At 67.8% G+C, this 14,925-nt stretch carries 16 protein-coding genes; 6 read left to right on the plus strand and 10 right to left on the minus strand.

What is annotated here, in order from left to right; genetic code table 11:
* Positions 1-459: 459 nt before the first annotated feature.
* The 4 genes from BCF44_RS57715 to BCF44_RS22745 form a co-directional block, all read right to left on the minus strand.
* On the minus strand, positions 460-741 hold the full coding sequence (locus BCF44_RS57715; RefSeq protein ID WP_116176473.1) for an integrase core domain-containing protein: 282 nt from the start codon (positions 739-741) through the stop codon (positions 460-462).
* Positions 742-757: 16 nt separating this feature from the next.
* A complete protein-coding gene (locus BCF44_RS58590) occupies positions 758-3,493 on the minus strand; it encodes a PKD domain-containing protein (protein WP_116176350.1) in 2,736 nt (911 codons plus the stop codon).
* A 241-nt stretch (positions 3,494-3,734) separates the two neighbouring features.
* Positions 3,735-4,400 (minus strand): DUF2218 domain-containing protein, encoded by a 666-nt coding sequence (locus tag BCF44_RS22740; protein ID WP_116176351.1) that lies wholly within the window; start codon positions 4,398-4,400, stop codon positions 3,735-3,737.
* Between the two features lie 21 nt (positions 4,401-4,421).
* Positions 4,422-5,027: a class I SAM-dependent methyltransferase gene (locus BCF44_RS22745; protein WP_116176352.1), complete on the minus strand. Its 606-nt coding sequence runs from the start codon at positions 5,025-5,027 to the stop codon at positions 4,422-4,424.
* A gap of 76 nt (positions 5,028-5,103) precedes the next feature.
* On the opposite strand from BCF44_RS22745, the gene BCF44_RS22750 reads away from it, so the two are divergent.
* Positions 5,104-5,679 carry a TetR/AcrR family transcriptional regulator gene (locus tag BCF44_RS22750; RefSeq protein WP_116176474.1) on the plus strand — a complete coding sequence of 192 codons (576 nt, stop codon included), beginning with the start codon at positions 5,104-5,106 and terminating at the stop codon, positions 5,677-5,679.
* 84 nt (positions 5,680-5,763) lie between these two features.
* On the opposite strand, the gene BCF44_RS22755 is transcribed toward BCF44_RS22750, so the two are convergent.
* The 4 genes from BCF44_RS22755 to BCF44_RS22765 form a co-directional block, all read right to left on the minus strand.
* The gene (locus tag BCF44_RS22755; protein WP_246015419.1) at positions 5,764-6,402 is read right to left on the minus strand and encodes a DUF305 domain-containing protein; all 639 of its coding nucleotides are present in this window, start codon (positions 6,400-6,402) and stop codon (positions 5,764-5,766) included.
* A gap of 90 nt (positions 6,403-6,492) precedes the next feature.
* Positions 6,493-6,897: a DUF6153 family protein gene (locus BCF44_RS22760; RefSeq protein ID WP_147328594.1), complete on the minus strand. Its 405-nt coding sequence runs from the start codon at positions 6,895-6,897 to the stop codon at positions 6,493-6,495.
* Between the two features lie 207 nt (positions 6,898-7,104).
* Entirely contained in the window at positions 7,105-7,239 is a 135-nt protein-coding gene (locus tag BCF44_RS58595; protein WP_281283145.1) for a hypothetical protein, read from the minus strand.
* Positions 7,240-7,350: 111 nt separating this feature from the next.
* Positions 7,351-7,794: an ATP-binding protein gene (locus tag BCF44_RS22765; protein WP_116176354.1), complete on the minus strand. Its 444-nt coding sequence runs from the start codon at positions 7,792-7,794 to the stop codon at positions 7,351-7,353.
* Between the two features lie 893 nt (positions 7,795-8,687).
* Here BCF44_RS22765 and BCF44_RS22770 point away from each other — a divergent pair.
* Entirely contained in the window at positions 8,688-9,734 is a 1,047-nt protein-coding gene (locus BCF44_RS22770; RefSeq protein ID WP_116176355.1) for an MASE1 domain-containing protein, read from the plus strand.
* A gap of 686 nt (positions 9,735-10,420) precedes the next feature.
* Here the strand turns inward: BCF44_RS22770 and BCF44_RS22775 are convergent.
* Together BCF44_RS22775 and BCF44_RS22780 are read right to left on the minus strand one after the other, a co-directional pair.
* The gene (locus BCF44_RS22775; RefSeq protein ID WP_246015423.1) at positions 10,421-11,134 is read right to left on the minus strand and encodes a COG4705 family protein; all 714 of its coding nucleotides are present in this window, start codon (positions 11,132-11,134) and stop codon (positions 10,421-10,423) included.
* A gap of 359 nt (positions 11,135-11,493) precedes the next feature.
* Complete coding sequence (locus BCF44_RS22780) at positions 11,494-12,669, minus strand: MFS transporter (RefSeq protein WP_246015425.1); 1,176 nt, start codon at positions 12,667-12,669, stop codon at positions 11,494-11,496.
* Between the two features lie 403 nt (positions 12,670-13,072).
* On the opposite strand from BCF44_RS22780, the gene BCF44_RS56765 reads away from it, so the two are divergent.
* The 4 genes from BCF44_RS56765 (at position 13,073) to BCF44_RS22800 (ending at position 14,852) form a co-directional block, all read left to right on the plus strand.
* On the plus strand, positions 13,073-13,240 hold the full coding sequence (locus tag BCF44_RS56765) for a hypothetical protein (RefSeq protein WP_211353164.1): 168 nt from the start codon (positions 13,073-13,075) through the stop codon (positions 13,238-13,240).
* Between the two features lie 355 nt (positions 13,241-13,595).
* Positions 13,596-13,736, plus strand: a complete 141-nt coding sequence (locus BCF44_RS55605) for a hypothetical protein (protein ID WP_170217689.1) — start codon at positions 13,596-13,598, stop codon at positions 13,734-13,736.
* Positions 13,733-14,083 (plus strand): DoxX family protein, encoded by a 351-nt coding sequence (locus BCF44_RS22795; protein WP_116176359.1) that lies wholly within the window; start codon positions 13,733-13,735, stop codon positions 14,081-14,083. The genes BCF44_RS55605 and BCF44_RS22795 overlap by 4 nt, the downstream gene beginning before the upstream one ends.
* Before the next feature lie 160 nt (positions 14,084-14,243).
* Positions 14,244-14,852 carry an FAD-dependent monooxygenase gene (locus BCF44_RS22800; protein WP_246015426.1) on the plus strand — a complete coding sequence of 203 codons (609 nt, stop codon included), beginning with the start codon at positions 14,244-14,246 and terminating at the stop codon, positions 14,850-14,852.
* The last annotated feature ends 73 nt before the right edge of the window (positions 14,853-14,925 follow it).

A 14,925-nucleotide genomic window follows, 5' to 3' on the forward strand; every position in this document is an offset into this window, starting at 1 on the left:
TATTTGCGCGGCCTGTCGGGCGAAGACCGTGTTCCTTCAAAAGGCCTGACTCAATGGGCTGTTCCGAATAACCCGAATGTGGTGTGGGTAGTTGGAGCTCCGAACACCGAATACCGCCAATTGGCTTAAGCGTCGCGGTGACGCGTCGGTGCCGGTGACGTCAAGCGGCCTGCCGTAGCCGCTGACCCGCGGAGGACCCCGCCCTAGCATGAGGCACGCGATGGTCGCTCCTGTGTTCCCTGAGGAGGAACTTGGCCGGCTACGCCGGATTCCCAAAGGTTTAGCCGAGACAAGTTGATGTGGTACTTCACGGTCACCGACGTCGATGACCTGTTCGCCCGCTCTCATCGAGGCCAGCGAAGGTGTGCCTCCACCAGCACAGACCACCTGCGGGAGGTCGCGCCCGGGACAGGGAACTTGGCTGGCACCCTGTGGGGCTCGAAAAGTCGGCGCTGCAGGTCAGGATGCGTATCGGTACTCGTGGATGACTCCCGCGAGCACCCGGGTCCGTACCAGCCTGCGGGCCTCGAAGTCCTGGACGGCACAGGGTTGCTCCTGGACGTCGGGTGGCAGTTGGCCTCGGGATCGGTGTGGTCGATGTCTGTTGTAGTGATCCTGGTACTCGGCGACGGCGTTCTCTAGGTCCTCGGCGGCGCCCGAAAGATCGAATTGCGAACGCATTGCCATGCCGAGTTGGCCGCCGCAGCTGAGCGCGGATGTGGCCGACCTGGTCGGCCACATCCGCTTCACACGGTGATCAGCTCACGCTGACCGCGGAGTCGTCGATGACGAACGAGGTCTGGAACTCGTAGTCCTCGGTGCCGGTGAATTTCAGCGTGATCTTCTGCCCGGCGTAGGGCGCCAGGCTGAAACTGTGCTGCGCGTAGCCGGTGTTGTGATCGAGGTTGGAGTACGTGTGCAGGGTGGACAGCACGCTGCCCGCGCTGTTGAGCACCTGGACTGTCAGCTTGTCATAGGCGGTGCTGCCAGTCTCGGCCGTGTCGACATGCAGCCAGAAACTGAAGTTGTAGTTGCTGCACCCGGTGGGCAGAGTGATCGACTGCGACAGGGTGTCGGTGTGCGCCTTGCCGTAACCGTCCAGCCAGGCGTCCCACGATCCGCTGTGCGGTGGTTCGGTGCTGTTGTTGGTCACCACACCGGTGCTCGCCGACCACGGCGACGCGGTGCCGGTCTCGAAGCCGGGATTGCCGAGCAACTGCGTTGGCGGGCAGGAACTTCCGGTCGGTGTCGCCGACGCCTCGGCGCTCTGAGCGCCCTCGCCTATCGCGTTCACCGCGCTGACCTTGTAGTAGTAGACCTGTCCGTTGGTCAGACCGGTGTCCGTGCAGGACAGCACGACACCGACGTTGCCGCAGCCGCCGCTGGTCAGCAGCGTCTCGCCGCCGCTGGCCGTGCCGCGATACACCTTGTACGAGGTGATGTTGACACCGCCGTTGTTGGCCGGCGCCTGCCAGTTCAGTGAAACCTGGCCGTTGCCGCCGGTCGCGGTCAGACCGGTCGGCGCGCCCGGTGCCGTGCCAGCCACCGGATCGGCGGTGATGGTGACGCTGGACGAGGCGGTTTTCGCAGGTGACGCGCTGTCGGTGACGGTCAGGGTCGCGGTGTAGGTGCCGACGTTGTTGTAGGTGTGGCTGGGGTTCTGGGCTGTGCTGGTCGTTCCGTCGCCGAAGTTCCAGCTGTACGAGTACGGCGGCGCCCCGCCGGACGCGGCGCCGGTGAAGCCGACGTTGACGGGGATCTGGCCGGAGGTCGGCGATGCCGCGGCGGTGGCGGTCAGCGGACTGCCGGTGCTGGCGACCGTGACGGTCGCGTTGGCGGTCGCGGTGTGTGCTGGTGACGCGCTGTCGGTGACGGTGAGCGTCGCGGTGTAAGTGCCGGCGGAGTTATAGGTGTGGCTGGGGTTCTGGGTGGTGTTGGTTGTTCCGTCGCCGAAGTTCCAGCTGTATGAATAGGGGGCGGTGCCGCCGGTGGCCGAGCCGGTGAAGTTCACGCTCAGCGGGGCGTTGCCGGTTGTCGGCGACGCGGCGGCGGTGGCCGAGAGCGGTGTTGCGCCCTGTAACCACAGGTCTTCCAGCGGATCGCCCAGAGCCGACTGGTCCGCGGTGGTCATGGGGAAGGTGGACAGGCCGAGGCTGTCGTTGGGGTCGAGGATGCCCGGGTGCACGTTGTTCGCGACGCGTTCCATCGCCGCGAGCACGTTGCTGGTGGTGTATGCGACGTGCGTGATGTAGTGCTGCTTCATGTAGGTCGGCGACGCGATCATGACGGTCGGCACCCGGTAGGTGTTGCTGACGTGGTCGGGGCCGTTGTTGCCGTTCTGCGTGTCGTCCTCGGTGACCGCGATGAGCGTGTTGTCCTTGTAGGCCGCGTTGCCCATGATCGAGGACACGACCTGGTTGGTCTCGGCGTCGTTGGTCGCGATGTCCTGGTAGGTGCCGGGGTGGTCGTTGAACAGTTCGACGTAGGAGTAGGTCGGCAGGCCGTTGGTGGAGACGTAGTTGAGGTAGTCGTTGGCGATGGTGGTGTCGGAGATGTTCTGGCCGCTGCACGCGTACTCGTTGGCGTGCAGTTCCTCGGGGATGTTCGTGCCGGGGCGGTTGGCCGGCAGCACCTCGGCGTTGCCGGTGGCGGGGTTGCGCCAGTAGCCGCTGCCGGTGCTGACCATCCAGTAGATGTCGCCGTTGGTGACGAAGGTGACCGGGGGAGTGCCGGTGCCCGACCCGGTCTGGCTGGTGCACGGGTTGGTGCCTTCGCCGGCGGGTCCGCTCGTGCCGTTGAGGAAGCGGTCGAACTCGGTGCCGGTGCCGGCGGGGTAGGACTGCTGCTGGGAGCTGGAGGCGGACTGGGCGGAGAACAGCCACCAGTGGTTGGGGCCGCTGGGTGGTTGGGTTCCGGTGCTGTAGGAGTCCATCAAGGAGTACTGCTTGGCCAGCGCGTGCAGGTCTGGCACCTGGCTGATGTGGTTGGTGCCCTGCACCGCGCCGTTGCAGCCGGCCTGGATGGTGGTGGCGCAGTCGCCGAGGTAGTCGTCGAAGGTGTGGTTCTCCCGCACGATGATCACGAAGTGGGTGAACGGCGGGAAATACGGCGAGGTGGGGTTGATGGCCTGGGTCGGCTGCTGCACGGTTTCGGTGCACACCAGTGACGTACAGCCACGGATCGACCGCTGCGTCTGATGATTGGTGACGCGGAAGTCCTTGGGCTGCGGGAACTTCGTGAACTCCACGCCCGGCTTGGCGAAACTCGCCCCGTCGCAGTTGTAGTCATCGGGCTTGTAGGACTGCGGACGGTCGCCCTCGGGCAGGTCCTTGGCGTCGTCGGGATCAGTGTTGGGGTTCCAGTTCTTCAGCGTGCACGAGCCGACGCCGGTCGCGGGCTGGACGCCGGCGTCCGCGTCCGTGGCCAGCGCGGTTCCGACCACCGACAAGCCGAGGACAGCGACGCTCGCCACCCACCTCTTCCATCTGATCATCGACACTCCTCACACCAGAGGCACCGACGTGTGGTCGGACGACCACTGCTCCGTATGGTGGGAGTGACCTACCGCTGCGACTACAGCCGTGTAGAAGTTTTGAGGGCCGGTTATCGCCATATTCACTTTGCTGGTCGTTCGCATCGGCGGGCGCCGGTGTCGAGGAATCGGAAATGTGGCGATCTGACCGTTCGGAGCCGATTTGTCCGCGGCTGCGCCCAAGGTTCAGAGGGCCGCGTCCTCACCGGTCACCTTCCGTCGCGGTCGGGGCCTGCGGCCGTGGGTTGGCGATGTTGTCCGCCCCGTCGTGGATGTTGCCGCGGCGACGGATCGCCCGGCGGTGACGAAAGGCCGTTCGCCCCAGGGCCACGTGCGCGGCCACCGCGATGACCTTCAGCAGGATGATCGCCAGGACGACGTCGGCACCCCAACTCGCCCACGCCGAGGACGCCAGCGCGCCGCCGAGCAACCCGAGATGTGCGGCGATGGCCAGCGCGGCGACCACGACGATCAGCAGCGTGCGCCCGTGCCGCCGAGGCTGCTGAGCCATGGTGGTGGCTTCGGGCGTCGTGCCGGACTGCCAGCGCACGGTGAGCCGGTCGCGCCTGCCGATCGTTTCCAGCCGCCGAGTCATGCCGTCCTGGAGTCGCCGCAGCGCGTCCTCGTCGTCGGCTTCCGCCCGAACCGTCAACATGTCCGCGGTGGCCTGAAGGGTGCATGTGCCCTCGGCGAAGCGGATCGTTCCCGCCGTGTCTGACCACTCCACGTGTGTCACGGCGGGCGGCTGGCCGTCGTGGGCGCGGGGCATTCGGTGCCGCATCCGGCCCATCTGGTTGAGATGTCCGCAGAGTTGGCCGAGGTAGCGGCCGGCTCGCGCGGTCGGGATGTGCGCGGTGGCGGTCGGCATTGCGATGTCCTTGTCCGGTGGTCAGCGTCGGGTGAGGGTCGCGAACCAGGCGCGGACGCCGTCGGAGTCGGTGGTGATCTCGATGGTGGCCGGTTTCAGGGTGTCGATCTGCCACCCGTCGGTGAACGCGGCCGTGATGTCGGAGTGCGTCAGCCGGTGAGGTCCCCGGTCGCCGGGCTGCTCCTCGCTGAAGCCGAGAATGAAGTACCGGCCGCCCGGCGACAGCGCCGACCGAAGACTGTCCACATAGTCCGCACGGTCGGCGTCGGCGAAGATGCGGAACAACCCGCAGTCGAGCACCGTGTCGAACCGCTCGCCCAGTTCGCCGAGCCGGCGGGCGTCGTGGCGCAGGAATCGTGCCGAGCGGCCACGGTCGCGCGCCTTCTGCTCGGCGGTGCGCAGCGCGTTCGCGGCCAGGTCGACGCCGGTGGCATCCAGGCCGAGGCCGGCGGCCATCAGCGCGTGCTCGCCGGTGCCGCAGCCGACGTCGAGCACCCGGCCGCGGATCGCGCCCGCCTCGGCCAGGGCGAGAAACGCCGGCTGGGGACGGCCGATGTCCCAGGGCGGCGGGCTGGCGTAGCGGTCGTCGGGCGCCGTGACACCGCGATGAGGAGGCGTGGTGGGCATGGGGAGATAGTTATCGAGACAATGTGTCTCTGTCAATACAGTGTGTCCCGACATGGGCGGTCTGTATGCTGGGCGGGTGCCGAAGCTGTGGACGGAAACGGTCGACGCGCACCGCGCGGCGGTGCGGGAGGCGATCCTGGACACCGCCGCGGCCCTGGTGGCCGAGCAGGGGCTGACGGCGGTGACGATGTCCCGCATCGCCGAACGGGCCGGCATCGGGCGCGCCACCCTGTACAAGTACTTTCCCGATGTCGAGGCGATCCTGGTCGCGTGGCACGAACGCCACGTCGCCGACCATCTGCGGCGTCTCACCGAGATCCGGGACCAGGCGGGCGCGCCCGGGGGGCGGCTCGACGCGGCGCTGGAGTTCTACGCGTTCATCGCCCACAACCGTGGCCGCCACAACCCCGACATCTCGGCGCTGCTGCACCACGGCGAGCAGATGGTGCACGCGCAGCGGCAACTGCTCGACGTGACCGCGAGCCTTCTCGCCGAGGCCGCCGCGGCCGGCGAGGTCCGTGACGACATCGAGCCGGCCGAGCTGGCCGCCTACTGCCTACACGCCCTCGGCGCCGCCAGCGGGCTGCCCTCGCAAGCCGCCGTACGCCGACTCGTGAAGGTGACCACGGCCGGCCTGCGGCCTTCCCGTTGACGACGTGGTCACTGGTTCGACGGCACATCCGCGGATGGGGGTGGGTGCGTCAGGACTCGACGCACCCACCCCATCCAGCGAGGATCAGCTCTGGCCGAGTAGGCCCTTCATCTCGGTGATCTCGGCCTGCTGCCCGTCGATGATCTTCTGGGCCAGCGTCTTGGCGTCGGTGCTACTGCCCTGGGCGAGCTCGGTCTTGGCCATGTCGATGGCGCCCTGGTGGTGTTGGACCATCATCTGCAGCCACATCGTGTCGAAGTCGCCGCCCTTGACGGTCTGCAGCTTGGCCATGTCGGCGTCGCTCATCATGCCGGGCATCGGCCGGCCGTCGCCCATGCCCGGCATGGCCGACGTGCTGCTCATACCCGGCATAGCGCCCATGCTCGTGGTCGCCGGTGCCGCGCCCCATTGGTTCAGCCAGGCGGTCATTTGCTGGATCTGGGGGTCCTGGGCCTTCTGGATCCGGCCGGCGAGGGCGGTGACCTTGGCGTTGGTGGTCCGGCCGGACACCAGCTTGGCCATGGCGAGAGCCTGCTGGTGGTGCGGGATCATCTGCTGGGCGAAGGCGACGTCGGCGTTGTTGTGATTACTTTGCTGGGTGGCGGACGCGGTCGTGCTGGTCATGCCCGCCATGCCGCTGGTGGTGGTGCCGCCGCACGCGGTGAGCACGGCGCCGAGAGCCAGGACGGCCAGTGCCGTCCTAACCAGGTTCTTGCTGGTCACGATAGGTCCTCACGTTCTCAAGTGGTCGTGCGTGCTGGGACTGGATGTGCGGCGCGCCACTTCACATTCGGGCGCGCGGCACTGGTCCTGTCACAGCCGCAGGACACACAGGGAGGCGAGGAGATCGCCGGAGACATATCTGTGTGGAGGCGCTCGACTGAGCTGAGCGGCTGTCGACTGCCGGTCGTGGCGTTCGGTTTCGGTTTGTCCTCGTCGCCACAGCAGCCACCCGATGACCAAGCCAGCGAGTGCGACCAGTACGGCCAGGCACAGATGCATCATGTCGTGATCGTGCCCGGGGGAGTTGCCGTGGTCCGGGCAGCACGGCGAGTCCGCCGCCGGCATGGCCTGCCCCGAGGCGTCAGCCGTCGTCACCGACGCGGGGGATGCGTGCGCCGGGTCGTGGGCGACCAGGCTGTGCATGCAGAGCAGCCCGAACACGAGCGCGGCCAGCAATGCCCATCGCGGGGCTGCCGGACGCGTCGAGGAAACCACGCCTCCACGGTAGGCCCGGCACTGTCTGTTCGCCGCGCCGGGGTGATCGGTTGTCTCCGGCACCACGTTGGGTACGGGGCGAGCGGCTGCGCGGTGCACCGGCGCGGTCACGGCCCGTGCGGCGGCCTGGCAGACACTGCTGCCCGACGGCGCTTCCGCGGGCAGAACCTGAGAGGTCCGCACCCGCCGCCGACCATCGCCGATCGGTCAGGTCTTGGCGACCCGGTTCACCGATCTGCCCAACGCGTACGCCACCTTCCGCAGCATCCGGCGGGCCGTGCGTCCGTGAAGACCGGCCTGGTCCGGCGGCTGGACACCGAGGAACTGGAAGGGGTGCGTCATGCCAGTCGCGTCCTGCCTCGGCGTGCTGGCCGGTTTGGTGACCGCTTCGCCTTCTACCCCACCCTGTTCGGCGGCGGAGGGCGGTTCGATGTCGCAACGGCCAGGACGTCTTCATCCTGATCCTTTTTTGGTGATGTCGGTATCCGTGGTCGGCGCTCGATCGGCTCCTGAGCACGAGATCACCGCCCACACGCATTTGCCGCCGACTCCGGGTTCGTCTCGCACGCCCCACTCATCAGCCAGTTGGTCCAGGATGATCAGACCACGTCCTCGCACTTGATCGACGTGGCCAGGGCTGATGCGCGGATGCTTGGTGTTGTTGTCGTCTACTTCGATGCGTACGCGACCCGGCTCGGGGGAATGCTTGAGTCGAACCTGCCGCGCTCCGCCCCCGTGGTCGTATGCGTTGGTGACCAACTCCACCGCCACCAACAGCACGTCACCGAGGTGGGTCTTGTTCAGGTGGGCGAGTGTCTGTCCGCACCGCTGCCGCAGCTGTACCAAGGGTGGAGCTAGTGGTCGTTCAGGTCCAGAGTGAACGAGTTGTCGTCGCATGTCGCATCCGTACCGGCCATCGTGCACCCGCTTCTGGACCTTTGCCCTCGCTGCTGAAGGCGCGCGGCCAAGGCTGCCCGGCTCGATGAGTGGTTAATCAGCCCGCAGAACGCGTTTCCCGAGCGTCTTTGCTAGATCGCCGCGTACGCCCCGCGCGAGCGACGTGGGGCGGTAGAGCACGCTCCAACTGTGGATGATCCCCGTGGGCGTCCTGTCCGCGTACCGGGTCACGCTGGTGGTTCTCGAGGCGCTGCGCAGTACAGTGCCGGCCTGGACTGGCTGCAGATCCTCGGCATGGGCCCGGTGCCCGCAAGTCGGTGTCGCCCGGTGGCTGCTCCGTAGTCTCGGTGATGCCGCGACACCATGTATGAGGCGGTCCCTGGCACCAGGGGGGAGGGGTGCCAGGGACCATCGTCAGCCTAGCGCCGCTCCACGCACTGTGGCCAGGCCGGTAACCCGCGAGAAGCGGGAACAGTCGGTCTCTCGAGGATGAGGTGCCGCGGTTTCAAACGTGCTGCGCTCTTCACGAGAGGCCTCCCTGTCTGCGAGGGCACGAGAGGCCACCTGTTGCCGGTTCGCACTCGGACCGCCCGGCAACAGCTGCGGCGTTCAGCGCTGCCGGCCGGCGCCTGTCAGAGTGCCGCACCGGATGTCCTGGCGGGAAAGGGGAAACACGGCGAACCCTTACAATCAGGCGGCCGTGAACACCTCGCCGCCCTGCGCTGGCGCTCGGCGCGGGCTCGTTGCACGGCCGTCGATGCGCGCGCCAGTCGAGTGAAGCGGTCCGCCTCAAACCTGTTCGGTTGTCCTGTTGACGTCTGCGGCGTTGTTTCGCCAAGTTAACGGCCGGGAGCGTGTTGTTCGGGCTGTGGTGTGGACCGCACACTGGCCACATGATTGCGCTGGTGCGTGCGGGGAAAGATCGTGTTGGCGCTCTACCCGGTGTCCGGCCCGGGGCACGGATTTTCGCGGTCGCCGCCTGCTACTACGTCGCCGGCGAACTCGGACTCCTGTCGGCAATCGTGCGCGGCCAGGTCAGCCCCCTGTGGCCGCCGACCGGGGTCGCCCTGGTATTCCTGTTGCTGTGGGGTCTTCGGGTGTGGCCGGGGATCACGCTCGGGGCGTTCCTGGTCAATATTCCGGTCGGTCCGTCGGTTCCGGTCATCGCGGTGATTGCCCTGGGGAACACGCTTGCCCCCGTGGTTGCCTGTCTGTTGCTCGCGCGAGTGCGGTTCAGCATCGACCTACGTCGGATGCGAGACGCGCTCTGCCTGGTGTTCTTGGGGGCCTTCGCCGGGATGCTGATCAGCGCGACCGTGGGCAGCGCCATGTTGGTTACCGCAGGCTCGGTACAGGCGAGTCAACTCTGGTCGACATGGTGGGTGTGGTGGACGGGGGACGCGATCGGGGTGCTCATCGTGGTGCCGTTCGTGCTCGCCGCGCGCGCCGTACGGGCGCCGCTCGACGTTCGGTCCTGTCGGTGGTGGGCGGAAGCTGTGGCACTGCTGGTGAGCGCCCTGGTTGTGATGGCGTGCGCGACGAGGATCCCTGGACATTGGTTCTTCCTCGTCTTCCCGGTCCTGATCTGGGCCGCGTGTCGTTTCGAGCTGGCAGGGGCCAGCGTGTGCGTACTGATCGTGACGACGATGGCAACCCTCGCCGCGGCAGAGCGGTCCGGCCCGTTCACCGGGCTTGGTGTGGTGCGCACAATGGCTCAACTGCAAGTCTTCAACGGGACGGCGGCGCTGACTGGCCTGCTACTCGCCGTGCTGACCGCCCAACGCAATCACGCCAGGCTGGCGATCAAGGGGGCCTGTGCGCAGCTCGCCACGACGTTGGCTGACTGTCATCAAGACATGACCTTGCTCGAACACCTCCTCGGGAAGCCTTCCGCAGAAGTAGAAGAAGCAGGCTCGCTCTCCAGTCGTGAAGGCAAGTAGTCCTCCCTGCGTCTCAGTGTGACGCGACGACGTAGCGGGACGTCGGTTCGCCGGCTAGTCAGGGTCGCCGCCACAGCACGGACCTCCGACACATCGTCATCGCCGATTGGCGCCAGGTTCGCTCGTCATGAACATGCGGGAGCCGGAGGCCACGGAGTATGTCCGCGATGGAGACCAGATGCGTGCGCCGACCGCGGCCATCGGTGTGACTGTTGGCTTTTGTCAGCCGGTAGCGCGTGTGCACCGTCAACTCGTGCGGTGTTGTGCAGCTACGACGACCTCCCCGAAGTTCGACACGTTGCGAGTCACTTCGATGCTGCGGTCGGAGTATGCCTTGGCACAAGGCATGTTCCGCAGGATGCTGGGCGTTCACACTGAACGTGATGGAGCAGAACTGGAGCAGGGATGTGTGTTGAACCTACACTGAACAGCGTTGTAGGGCACTCAAGTGCAGTGACCGCAACGGGTTTGACGTGGCGATTCTCTGTTCCCGCAGGTCAGGTGCGCTGTCTACAGTGGTCGCGGGTCGCACTAGCATGTGAGGGTCAGTGGTTCGAGTCTTCTCAGCTCCACAATTGTTGAATACATTGGATACGCCTCCTGACCTGGGAAAACCAGGACCGGGGGCGATCTTTTTTTATCTGTCCCAAGTGGACGGTTGATGACGCTGCTCGGTTGCCCCGGTGTCAGGGCTTTGCGGCCTTTCGATCGATCGCGTTGAGGTAGCCCACGAGTGCGACGATCGAGGCGGTCAGCGCCAGGGTGACCGGACCGGTGCCCCAGTGCGGTCCGTCGGTCGCGGCGGGCAGGGCGAGCCAGTCCGAAAAGGACGCTCCGAGTGGCCGGGTGATGATATAGGCGAACCAGAACGCGAGGATCGAGTTGAGTCGGAACCAGCGGTGGGCCACCAGCGGCACGGCGATCACGACGGCGAACAGCACGCCCGAGGCAAGGTAGCCCAGGTGCAGCGTCGTGGCCGTCAGGTCGCCGGTCGCGGTGCCGAGGGCGAAGGTGACCAGCACTGTGGCCCAGTAGAACCGCTCGCGGCGAGGCGTGTGGATGCCGTGGATCGACAGGGTCTTTTCCCAGGTGTACCACCAGATGAAGATCACGGCGAGCAGGGCGAGGAAGAACGTGGCCGACGCGAGGAACGGCACTCCGAGTCCGTAGCGCGCCACATCGGCGGCCATGGTGCCGAATACGGCGACCATGACCACGGCGAACCAGTAGATCCACGGCACGTACCGGCGTGCCCGGAACTGCAGTACCAGGGCAACGACGAGTCCGACGACGCCGATGGCCAGGGCGAGCACCGGGTCCAGGTTCAGGAACAGGTAGTCCGATGCGGTTTCGCCCATGCCGGTGGTGAGTACTTTGGTGACCCAGAACACGGCGGTCACTTCTGGCACCTTGATCGCGGAGCGCAGCTGCTGATCTTGCTGAGGTCTTGTGGTGTCCATGATTCTGGCCGTCGCCTTCTCAGGTGGGATCCGGCGCGTTCCACGGCACGGTGGACGACGCCCGGACGGGTGCGGAGGATTTCGGTGACGTAGTGGCGGGGCGGCGTGAACCGCTCAGCGAGCGAGGGTTTCGAGCTTCTTCAGCGACTTGTCGACGGTGCGGTTAGGGACTTCGTGAACACCGCGCCCATCGGGCCGTCGATCATCCCGCCGTCCACGGTGGCGCAGCGTGTGCCTCGACGGTGCGCATGGCTTCTCCTCTGTGACTTCGTGGCTGTTGTGGTGGAGCTGGGAAACGTTCAGGGTGCGGGAGGCGCCGTAGGCCGGAAGCGAGCCGTCGCCGTCGCGACGGCGGCGAGCACGGCGACGGCCGCGCCGAATCCCACGCCTGCCGTGCGCAGGCCGACCAGCTGCGCTGCCAGGCCCTCTCCCACGACTGGCGCGGAGATGGCGACGTAGGCGACGACGAAGAAGCTGGACGCGATCTCGGCGCGTCGGTCGGGTGGGCTTGCCGCGGTCAGCAGCGCGAGCGTGGCGCGGAAGGTGGTGCCCTGGCCGAGCCCGGCGAGGGTCGTGGCGACGAGCAGGAGAGTGAGCGACCCGACCGCGAGGGCTCCCGCGAGTACCAGCGCGCCGAGGGCCAGGGTGCCCGATCCCACCGGCAGTGCGCGCTCGCGCAGCCGCGGGACCAGGACGGCCTGGCCGAAGGTCGACGCCACGAGCAGCCAGCAGACCAGGAGGCCGGCCGGCGCGGGGTCGGGGACGGCGAGCAGGGTGCGCAGGAACAGCGGTGTCACGGCGGTGAACAGGCCCAGCACGGCGAAACTGGCGAAACCGGCGACCGCGGCCCCGACGAAGGTCGCCCGCATCGCAGTGGGCACCGACAGGCGCGCGATGCGCAGTTCGCGCGGGCTGCGGGCGGTGACGGGCTCGGGTATCGCCCGGATGCCCCAGCCCACCGCGACGACCAGCAGCAGGTGGACCAGGAAGGGCAGGCACAGCGGGGCGGGTGCGTACTGCGCCAGGAGACCGGACACGAGCGGTCCCGCGCCGAGCCCGCCCATGTTGGCCACCGCCGCGACCAGCGTCGCCCGGCCACGGTCGTCGTCGAAGTCGACGAGTGTGGCCGTCGCGGTGCCGGTGAAGATGCCCGCCGACAGCCCGGACAGCAGTCGCGCCGCGATCAGCGTCCCGACGTCGTCGGCGACCAGGAACAGGATCGCGCTCGACGCGGCGCAGGCCAGGCCGGGCAGCAGGGTGCGCCGTCGCCCGATCACGTCCGACGCGCGGCCGACGAGCAGGAGCGCGGTCAGGACGCCGACCGCGTAGGCGGCGAAGACCACGGTCGTGGTGAGCGTCGAGAAGCCCATTGCGCGCTGGTAGAGCGGGTACAGCGGAGTGGGCATGGTGGTGCCGGACATCGTCACGGCGAAGGCCGCCGCGACGATCCGGAACGCCGTCCGGCGCGACGTCACCGGTCGCGATCGACCGACTGGACCGGCTCGCATGCGACTCCTCGCTCGGCCCGCCGCGGCGGCCACTCGGCAGGAACAATTTATGGCTACGTTGTAGCCGATATTGTCGGTGCGGTCAATCCTGGACGCACTTGACGCGTGTCACCATCCCCGAACAGCTGCGGCGCGACCTCGGCCGGCCGACCCGCCCAGGCCGCCCGGCGCTGCCCCGCAAGCAGATCGTCGCGGCGGCGCCGGCGACGATCCTCGATGAAGAAGGCGTCGACGCGCTGTCCCGGCGCTCCTTGACCCGGCGCTGGAGTCGAGCACGGCGACGCTGTGCCGGTACTTCGAAAGCCGCGCGGACCTGCTCGTGCAGGTGGTCGACCGCATCTTCGGCGAGATCGACGTCGACCCGGGATAGGTGGCGGCCTGGCAGGACGCGTGCGGCGCATCGGCCATCGCGATGTTCGGGGTGCTGTGCAGGCGCCGCAACGCGGCCCCGCTGATCGGCGAGCGCGTCCCTGTCGGCTCCCACGCCATGCTGCACCGCGAGCGCGCCCTGGTACTCCTGCTCGCCGCGGGGTTCTAGCCCGCACTGGCGGCACGGGCCTCCATCACCCTGGCCCGGCACTTCCTCGGCTTCGCGCAACCGAACCAGGACGCCGCCGCCCAGCGCTGCGAGGACACCGCCGTGTCCGCCCGGCTACACCGACTGAACCTGGACCGGTTCCCCGCCACGGTCACCGTCGCCGACGGTGACCGTGGAGGATGGGGACGAGTTCGAATTCGGGTTGCGGCTGACCATCAGCGGCCCGGAGGCGGCCCGGACTGGCGAAGCCCGCGACTGACCGGGCGGCGTGCCGGCCGGATCCTTGACCGTGCCACACATTACGGATACGGTGTATCCGAAAATCGCTTCCGGAGGCGCCGGTGCGTTCGACGGTGTGACCGTCGACGCGGTGATCGAGGGCGGAACCGTGCTCGCCGCCGTCACCCTTCCGTCCGAAGTGGACGAACCGAAGGTGGCGGCGACCCTCGCCCGCTACACCGTGCCCACCCGCCTGACATTTCAAGGAAACTCATGACCGTCCTGATCGTCCTGTCCGCCCTCGTGGCGGTTGTCTTCCTTCTCTCCGGCGCGGCCAGCCTGTTCGCGCTTGCGCCCATGCGGGAACGCGCTGCGCACATCGGGTTCTCCGTCACCGCCTACCGTGGCATCGGTGCGTTGCAGATCGCCGGAGCCGCCGGGCTCCTGCTCGGCTTGGCCGTGCCGGTCCTCGGCGCGCTGGCCGGCACCGGCCTGCTCCTCCTGCTCGCCGGCGCCGTCATCACGCACATGCGCAACCACGACCGAGGCCGCGACCTCGTCCCAGCGATTGTCTGCGCAGTGCTCGTCGCCGGCTACCTCGTGGCCCTCGGGGTGTCGCGGTAAAGGTGCCCGTCGTCATCGTCGGGGCGGGCCCGATCGGGCTGGCCGGGGAGTTCGCTGCCCTCTCCCGGCCCTGCCACGGGCTGCGACTACTCGACCCGGACCTGCGGGTGCTGGCCGAGTTCCGCCGTTCCCCGGCCGCCACGGCTACCCGGAGGCGAACATGTTCGACCAACCCGACCTGGAACAGTTGCCCTGCACCGGCTTGGCCGGGCTCGACGGCTTCACGCTGCGCGGCAACACCGAGGTCACTGGCATCGCGCAGGACGAGACTGGCGCGCGGGTCGAGATGACCGACCGCGGCACCGATGCGCGCGAGACGATCCACGCGGAGCACGTCCTAGGCTGCGACGGCGCCAACAGTCTCACCCGGACGGCGATCGGCGCGACGCTGGCCGACCTGAAGTTCGACCGGCGCTGGCTCGTGGTCGACATCGCCACCACCGCCGACCTCGGCCAGTGGGAAGGCGTGCACCAGGTCTGCGACGCGCGCCGAGCCGCGACCTACATGCGCTTCGGGAAGACGCGCTATCGCTGGGAATCCCGGCTGCTGCCGGGGGAGACCGGCGACGACTTCCACAGTCTGGACCGGCTGTACCCGCTGATCGCGCCGTGGACCAAGGACATCCCGGCCGGCGACCTGGAGATCGTTCGCGGATCCAGATCCAGCGACCGGAACCGTCGCCCTGTCCACTCGACTACCGCAACCGCGCTGTCGGCCGGATCGATCCACACCCGCCGGCGTAGATCCACCTCCAATCCGGTGGCATAGGCCGCAGCGTCACGCCGCGAGCCAAATCCGGACACCGACCGAACGCCGAAACCGTGCTGTCGATACCTCACGC

Origin of the sequence: Kutzneria buriramensis, from assembly GCF_003387475.1 — a bacterium.
GTDB classification, from domain to species: Bacteria; Actinomycetota; Actinomycetes; order Mycobacteriales; family Pseudonocardiaceae; genus Kutzneria; species Kutzneria buriramensis.